6 protein-coding genes are annotated in these 7454 nt (G+C 70.6%); all 6 read right to left on the bottom strand.

The annotated features are described in order from the left end of the window. Window positions 1-473 precede the first annotated feature (473 nt). Window positions 474-1475, bottom strand: a complete 1002-nt coding sequence (locus ABZX37_RS16015; protein ID WP_354740052.1) for a DUF742 domain-containing protein — start codon at window positions 1473-1475, stop codon at window positions 474-476. A gap of 3 nt (window positions 1476-1478) precedes the next feature. Continuing rightward, window positions 1479-1910 carry a roadblock/LC7 domain-containing protein gene (locus tag ABZX37_RS16010; protein ID WP_009083953.1) on the bottom strand — a complete coding sequence of 144 codons (432 nt, stop codon included), beginning with the start codon at window positions 1908-1910 and terminating at the stop codon, window positions 1479-1481. A 453-nt stretch (window positions 1911-2363) separates the two neighbouring features. After that, the gene (locus tag ABZX37_RS16005; protein ID WP_067594789.1) at window positions 2364-2969 is read right to left on the bottom strand and encodes an ATP/GTP-binding protein; all 606 of its coding nucleotides are present in this window, start codon (window positions 2967-2969) and stop codon (window positions 2364-2366) included. Continuing rightward, entirely contained in the window at window positions 2950-3726 is a 777-nt protein-coding gene (locus ABZX37_RS16000) for a DUF742 domain-containing protein (RefSeq protein ID WP_354740049.1), read from the bottom strand. The genes ABZX37_RS16005 and ABZX37_RS16000 overlap by 20 nt, the downstream gene beginning before the upstream one ends. A 27-nt stretch (window positions 3727-3753) precedes the next feature. Further along, on the bottom strand, window positions 3754-4212 hold the full coding sequence (locus ABZX37_RS15995; RefSeq protein WP_116204132.1) for a roadblock/LC7 domain-containing protein: 459 nt from the start codon (window positions 4210-4212) through the stop codon (window positions 3754-3756). A gap of 11 nt (window positions 4213-4223) precedes the next feature. After that, complete coding sequence (locus ABZX37_RS15990) at window positions 4224-7313, bottom strand: nitrate- and nitrite sensing domain-containing protein (RefSeq protein WP_354740047.1); 3090 nt, start codon at window positions 7311-7313, stop codon at window positions 4224-4226. Window positions 7314-7454: the final 141 nt, after the last annotated feature.

Genomic DNA, 7454 nt, shown 5'->3' with positions numbered 1-7454 from the left:
CTGGCCTCCCGCTGTGGTCGTTTATGGTCTCCTTGAGGGAATCAGATTCCTTCAAGGAGCCCTTCACGGACCTTCACAGCGCCGGACGACCAGGAAGAACCCTGCGGCAGACGATCCTGGTGCGCAACGCAGGTGTCCGTGAGGGGAACCCTGAGGGACTCTGAGTCCCGCAGGGTTCCCCTCACGGACGTCCTCGGGAGCAGAGCCGCCCCGACGCGGCCAACTCGACGCCATACGGCGCTACTGAGAAAACCCCAATGCGGCGTTGGGTGCATCCCACGCACCCAACGCCGCATTGGGGCGGTTTTGGCTGAGGAAAACGGAATCGCGTGGGCTGGGCAGAACGGGCGAGGCAGGCAAACACGGCACGAAGCGGTTTTGGCTGAGCGAAACGGAATCGCGCGGGCCGGGCAGCACAGGCGAGCACGGCACGAAACAGAGCGAAGCGGGCGAACTGAGCCGGGCAGGAGTGGTCAGAGGTTGCGAAGCCCCTGCAGCACCCGTTCCATGAACTCCCTCGACGACCGGTCCCCCAGCACCAGATCGGTCTGGTGCAGCATCACGAGACCGATGTCGGCCATGTCGCCCACCAGTACCTTCACCACTCCGAGCGGCAGGTGCAGGTGCGCGGCGATCTCGGCGACCGATCGGGTGTCCAGGCACAGGTCGCAGATCCGCCGGTGCTCGATCGAGCGCACTCCGCGGTAACGGCGGCCCTCGTCGCTGGTGGAGACCAGGGCCTCGAGAGCGAGGTTGTGGTCCGAGCGAGTCCGGCCGCGGGTTCGCGCGTACGGCCGCACGCGCGATTTCGTCGGCTGCGCGGGCGGTTCCGGCTGCGCGGGTTCCTCGGCGGACCAGAACCGGTCCAATTCGGACACTCCGGAGGCCGGGCCGGGGTCGGGGTAGGAGTACCGGTCCTCGGGCTCTTCGGCCAGCGCGTGCCTGCTGCGGGTGGCTTGTTCGACGTGCTGACGCTGGTACGCGGAGCCTTCCGGCACCACGCGGTCGTCGGCACCGGGCGAACCGGCGTACTCGTCGAACGAGTACGGGTCGTGCGCGGCGGGGCGGCTGGGCGCGGGCGGAGGTGGCGGCGGCTCTTCCCAGCGGTGGTTCTGCTGGGGCTCTTCCCAATAACCGGACTCGCCGTCTTCGACCCATTCGTAGCCGTCGTCCCAGTTCTCCTCCTCGACCGGAGCAGGAGCGGGAGGAGGCGGGGCCACCGGACGCGGGGCGACCGCCTGCCGCACCGGACGCGGAGCAGGTGCGGGAGCGGGCCGAGGTGCGGGCTCCGGACGCCGAGCAGCAGGCGGCGGAGGAGGCGGCGGAGGCGTGGACCGCGGCTGCCGATGCGGCAGCCGCATGCTCAGCGAACTCAGCTCGTACCGGCTCGGCGAGTCGAACGACTCCCGTTCCGTGCCTTTGTGGAGGGCGTCCCAGGCGCCCGTGTCCTGGTCTCCGAAACCCGAGATCTTCATCGGCTACCCCAGCACCCCGCCGCCCTGCAGCTGGGCGCGCAGTTCCGGCGTGATCTGCTCGCCGACCCGCTCCACCAGCAGGGTCATCTCGTACGCGACCGTCCCGATGTCGCACGTCGGCGCGGCGAGCACCGCGAGGCAGGAACCGTCCGAGACCGACATCAGGAACAGGTATCCGCGTTCCATCTCGACCACGGTCTGGTTCACGCCGCCCGCCTCGAAGCAGCGCGCCGCGCCCTGGGTCAGGCTGATCAGCCCGGACGCCACCGCCGAGAGCTGTTCGGCGCGCTCCTGCGGCAAGCCTTCCGAGGGCGCGAGCATCAGTCCGTCCGCCGACACCAGGACCGCGTGCGCCGCACCCGGGACCCGGCGCACGAAATCCGAGATCAGCCAGCTGAACGTGCCCTGGTCCGCTGGCCGGTCGGAATCGGTCACTGCCCCTCCAAGCTCCTCGAACGCTGCCGGACGCCCGTTCGCCGTCTGCCGGCCATCCTCGCCCGGCCGCGGTGAAGTCGTCGTTCCAGCGTATTCACGCACCCGGTCGTGTCGAGCGTGTGCCCGGGCACGGTACGTGTCTGCCGGATGTAACGTCGCGCGAACGCATGCACAACCACGCATTCGCGGGTCACTCGGTGGTGGCGGCGGCCACCGTGCGCAGCGGGATGTCCGTGCAGGTCACCGCCGGTCCGACGCCCCGATCAGGGGCGGCCGGCCTCGGGCGCGAGGGGACAGGACTACTCAGCCTGCCCCGCTCGGAGGCACCACTCCCCGAAGCGGGTGAAGCGCGCGGAGTTCACTCCAACGGCCGCACCCGAGCCGGGGTGTAACGGGAATCTGGGAGTCGGCGTACGCCTCCTTCGCAGACGACGGCGGGGACCGCGGACGGGACTAGCCCGCCCGCAAAGCCGTGTCGTGCGCGATCGCGTGCTGCACGACGGAGATCAGCACCTGCTTCGCCGAATCCCGCTCCCGCGCGTCGCACGCCATGATCGGCACCGACGGCGAGATGGTGAGCGCGTGCCGCACGTCTTCGATCTGGTGGTGCAGCAGCCGGTCGAAGCAGTTGATCGCCACGACGTACGGCAGCTTCCGGTTCTCGAAGAAGTCGATGGACGGGAACGCGTCCGCGAGCCGGCGCGTGTCCACGAGCACGACCGCACCGATCGCGCCGACGGCGAGGTCGTCCCACATGAACCAGAACCGGTGCTGGCCCGGCGTGCCGAACACGTACAGCACCAGGTCGGAGTCGAGCGAGATCCGGCCGAAGTCCATCGCCACCGTGGTCGTCGACTTGTTCGGCGTCGCCGACACGTCGTCGTGGCCCACGCTGGCCTCGGTCATCATGGCCTCGGTGGTCAGCGGGTCGATCTCGGAGATCGCCCCGACCATAGTCGTCTTGCCCGAACCGAACCCACCCGCGACCACGATCTTGGCCGACGAGGTCGGACCCGTATGCGGTGTGTTCGCGTCGGAGTCAAATTCTCCGAAGCCCACTGAGCACCCTTTCCATGAACTCGATACTGGGGCGGTCGCCCGAATTCGTGCTGCTGCTCGTGTGCACGAGCACCAGGCCGAGGCCCGCCACGTCACCAATCAGCACTCGCACCACGCCGAGCGGCAGCCGCAGCAGCGCGGCCACCTCTGCGACCGACCGGGTGTCGAGGCACAGGTCGCAGATGGACCGGTGCTCCGGCACTCGGACGCGGTCAAGCACCCGGCCCTGCTCGCTCGTCGAGACCAGGGCCTCGATCGCGAGGTCGTAGGTCGGTTTCGTGCGCCCTCGGGTGCGGAAGTAAGGCCGGACCAGCCCGGAGGTCTCCACCTCGGCGGGCTCGTCCACGTATTCGCCGGCCGCCTGCATCGGCAGCGCGGCGGCCAGCTCGTTCGACGGGTAGCTCGGCGGCCCCGGCGACCCGTCGCGTTCGGCGCTGAACGCGGCGAACTCGGCCGAGTCGTACAGCGGTCCGCTCGCCCCGCCGAACAGCTCCGAACCCGGCCCGCCGAGCAGCCGCTCGCGGTACCCGGGCACCGCGGTGATGCCCGGCTGCTGCCCGGCGTTGGAATCGGTCAGCCAGTTCGGCGGTTCGCGCACCGGTTCGGAATCCGCGGCTTGGACGTCCCTCGAACGCCATTCGCGGTCGACCCGGTCCCGGAAGGACTTCCAGTCCTCCCGGCTCTGGTCCCGATCGCCCCAGCCCCCGGTGTGCTCGTCACCGAGCCGGCCATCGCCGCGCAAGCGCCCGTCGTCCACGGTTTACTCCTGTAGTCCTAGGTCCGCCTAGCGACGGACCGCAGCGCCCTGCAGTTGTGCCCGCATCTCCGGTGTCAGCTGCTGGCCGACCCGTTCGACCAGCAGCGTCATTTCGTACACCACCAAGCCGATGTCGCTCTCCGGCGAGCCCAGCACCGCGAGGCACGAGCCGTCGGACACCGACATCAGGAAGAGGAATCCGTTCGCCATCTCGACCACGGTCTGCGCGACCGGGCCGCCCTCGAACACCTTCGCCGCCCCGCGCGCGAGGCTGGTCAGCCCCGAGGCGACGGCCGCCAGCTGGTCCGCCCGGTCTTTCGGCAGCCCGCGCGAAGACGCGAGCAGCAGACCGTCGGCCGAGACGACCACCGCGTGCGCCGCACCGGGCACCCGGTGGACGAAGTCCGTGATCAGCCACGCGAAGCTGCTCGCCCCGCCGCCGGCTTGCCTGCCGTTCGGCTGCACCGAGCCGCCTCCCGGCTGCACTCCCGCCCGTGTCACTCTCGCTCCTCACTGCTGTCGCTCACATACCCGGCCCCGGTGACGCGAACCCCGTCGTCGTCGAGCCGGGCGTCCGGCGGCCGCTCCTTCAGTGCGTGCCTACCGGACTTGTACCCACGCTGGAAGCTTGCCATCCGGCTGCGGGCAGCCGTCGCCGAGCGGGTCATCGCACCCGTTCCGGGCATTCCGGCGGTCGCGTCGGTGAACGAGTTCTGCGCCTGCGCCGGTTCCGGCGCGTTGCCGATCGAGCCGGGGACCAGGTACGCGTTGGGCACGCGCTTGGGCAGCCCGGCGGACGTCATCTCCTCGTTCTTGGACTCGAGCAGCGACTGCGCCGCGTGCCAGCCCTCGTCGGAGACGCTGTGCCAGCTGTCGTCCTCCGGTTCCTCGGAACCGGGGTAGAGCGGCGTCGATTCGAGCGCCGCGGGCGCGGGCCGCCGCTCGGGCTCGGCGGCCCGGGTCTCCTGCGGCTCGACCGGAGCCGCGTGACTCTCGGGGACCTCCGGGGATTCGGCGGCTTCCGGTTCCGGCGCGGCGGACCCGGCGGCGCCGGTGCCGTTCTCGCCGTCCTCGCCCTCGCTGAACCAGCGCGACAGCACCGACTGGTAGATCGGCAGCCGCCGGGTGGGCACGTCGTCCTCGAGCGCGGCGGAACCGTCCGGTTCGGCGGGCGGCTGCTCCTTCGGAGCTTCCGGCGCGACGTATTTCGGCTCCCGCTTCGGCAGCACCAGCGGCGGGAACTCGGTCTGCGCCAGGCTCGCGCCCTCGCCATACGACTCGCGAGTGAGCGGCGCGAGGTCCTCCGCGGTCGGCCACGCCGGCGTTTCCGAGGCAGGCGTCGCCGGGCTGAGGAACGGACCAGCCGCGCGGTTGCCCGCGACGAGGTCGTCGAGGCTGATCGGCTGGTCGAGCGGGACCAGACCGCCGTTCTCCGACGCACCGCCCGCCGAGCCCATCGCCTCGGTCAGCTCGGCTGCCGCGGGCGGCGGCGCGAGCGGAAGCGGGTTCGGCGGCTCCGGCTCGCGGTTCAGCGGCGGCAGGCTCGGGTGCGAAACCTCGTTGCGGTTCGGCGGCGGCGGGGTGTTCCGCATCGTCGGCGAAACCATCCGGACCTGGGTGAGCAGCTCGACCGGGACCACGACGCGGGCGATCACGCCGCCCTCGATGTCCTCGTTCTCGCGCAGCCGCACCTCGATGCCGTGGCGCTGGGCCAGCCGGGCGACCACATACAGACCCATTCGCCGGGTCACCGACACGTCCAGGTCCGGCGGGTCGGCGAGGCGCTCGTTGACCTCGGCGAGACGTTCCTCGGTCATCCCGACGCCGTGGTCGGTGACCTGGATCGCCAGCGCCTTCTTGCGCGTGATGACCGCGCGGACGGTGATCTTGGTTTCCGGTTCGGAGAAGTACGTGGCGTTGTCGAGCAGTTCCGCGAGCACGTGCACGAGGTCGTGGATCGCGAGGCCCTGCACCGCCACCTCGGGCACGATGCCGATCTCGATACGGGCGTACTGCTCGATCTCCGAGACCGCCGCGCCGATCACGTCGGCCGCCGGCACCGGCTTCGGCACCGACTTCGCGAGGCCCGCGCCCGAAAGCACCAGCAGCGATTCGCCGTTCCGGCGCAACCGGGTCGCCAGGTGGTCGAGTTCAAAGAGGCTCGCGAGATGGTCCGGGTCCTGCTCGTCGGCCTCGAGCCGGTCGATCACGCCGAGCTGGCGTTCCACCAGCCGCTGCGACCGCCGGGAGAGGTTCACGAAGATGCCGTTGACGTTCTCGCGCAGCAGTGCCTGTTCGGCGGCCATCTTGACCGCCTGCTCGTGCACCACGTCGAACGAGCGCGCCACTTCGCCGATCTCGTCGCGGGTGAGGACCGGAACCGGGTCGACCGCCTTCTTCGAGGCGTTGACCGGGTCCGGGTCGTCCAGGATCGCCTGCACGGTTTCCGGCAGCCGGGTGTAGGCGACGTCCAGCGCGGTCTTCCGCAGCACTCGCAGCGGGCGCAGCATCAGGCGGGCGATGACGAGCATCAGCATCAGCGCGGCGACCAGCGCGGCGAGGACGATGACGCCGCCGACCCACGCCGACCGGACCGCGTTGCTGGCCAGTTCGTCGGCCTGCGCGCGCAGCTGGGTCAGCAGGTTGACCTCGACCGCGCGCAGCTTGTCCGCGGCGACGGTGGAGTCCTGGCCGAGCTTGGTGCCGTCGAGGTTGAGCGGCTGGCCGCCCTGGGCGAAGGAGAAGGCCTGCGTCTGCAATCGCCGACGCTCGTCGACCTCGGGTCCGGAGTAGGTGTCGTTGTAGAGCTGGACCTGGTCGCCGGTGGCGTTGGCGAGGAAGGCGGTGATCGACGCGTCGCCGCTGGCCTCGGCGGCCCGGGTCTCGTCGATCAGGTTGCCGGGGAAGTTGTCGCGGAACGCGGCGATCTGCAGCGCGGAGTCGCCGCGGAGGATGAACTCCTTCGCCTCGCTGATCGACTGCGTGCTCGTGCCGAGGCGGAGCAGGTCGCGGTCGGTCGTCGCGGTGGAGACCTCGCGGCCGAGCTGGATCAGCGAGTCGAGCACCGAGGAGTAGGTGTCGAGCACCGCGCGGTCGGAGTAGGCCGACGTGGTCATCGCCGCGCGCAGCGGGCGCAGCGCGTCGAGGCGCTGGAGGCCGTGCGCGTAGCGGTCGCTGGCCGCCTGGTCGTCGCTCTCGAGGTTGACCGCGGCGTTGCGCAGGTCGTCGACGTCGCGGTCGACCTTCGCCATCTGCGCGTCGAGGCCGGTCTGGCGCAGCGGGTCTCCCGAGGAGATCCGGACCACGGCCAGCGCGCGCTCGCGCTGCAGGTCGTGCACCACCGCGGTGACCTTCTCGGCGAAGGCGACCTGGTTGGCGGTGTGGTTGAGCTCCACCGCCGAGCGCACGTCGTCGACCACGCGCAGGACACCGAGGACCAGCGCGGTGATCGTGGGAATGAGGAGAATGAGCGCGAGCTTGGACCTCAGCCGCCAGTTGCCGAGCGCGAGCCAGGACCGCTGCTGCGCGGTCCCCGCGTTCTCCTGAGCGGAGGCCTCCCCTGCCCCCGCGGTGTCTTCGTTCGGCACCGCCGCACCACCGTCCGGGCCCGAGGGGCCCGTTGATTCCGAACCTGCCGTGCTCGTGGCCACTACGCGCACGCTCCCGGCAGGTAATCCGCCACCTGAGTGGTCTGGACCGCGCCCCGGACTGTTACACCCTTTCGAGTG

The sequence above is a fragment of the Amycolatopsis sp. NPDC004079 genome (genome assembly GCF_040610415.1).
Classification (GTDB): domain Bacteria; phylum Actinomycetota; class Actinomycetes; order Mycobacteriales; family Pseudonocardiaceae; genus Amycolatopsis; species Amycolatopsis halotolerans.
This window is presented reverse-complemented; position numbering and strand designations above follow the sequence as displayed.

Bases quoted from the DNA above. Each gene is read 5' to 3' on its own strand.
- ABZX37_RS16015 (WP_354740052.1), bottom strand. From the start codon at position 1,475: ATGAAGATCTCGGGTTTCGGAGACCAGGACACGGGCGCCTGGGACGCC.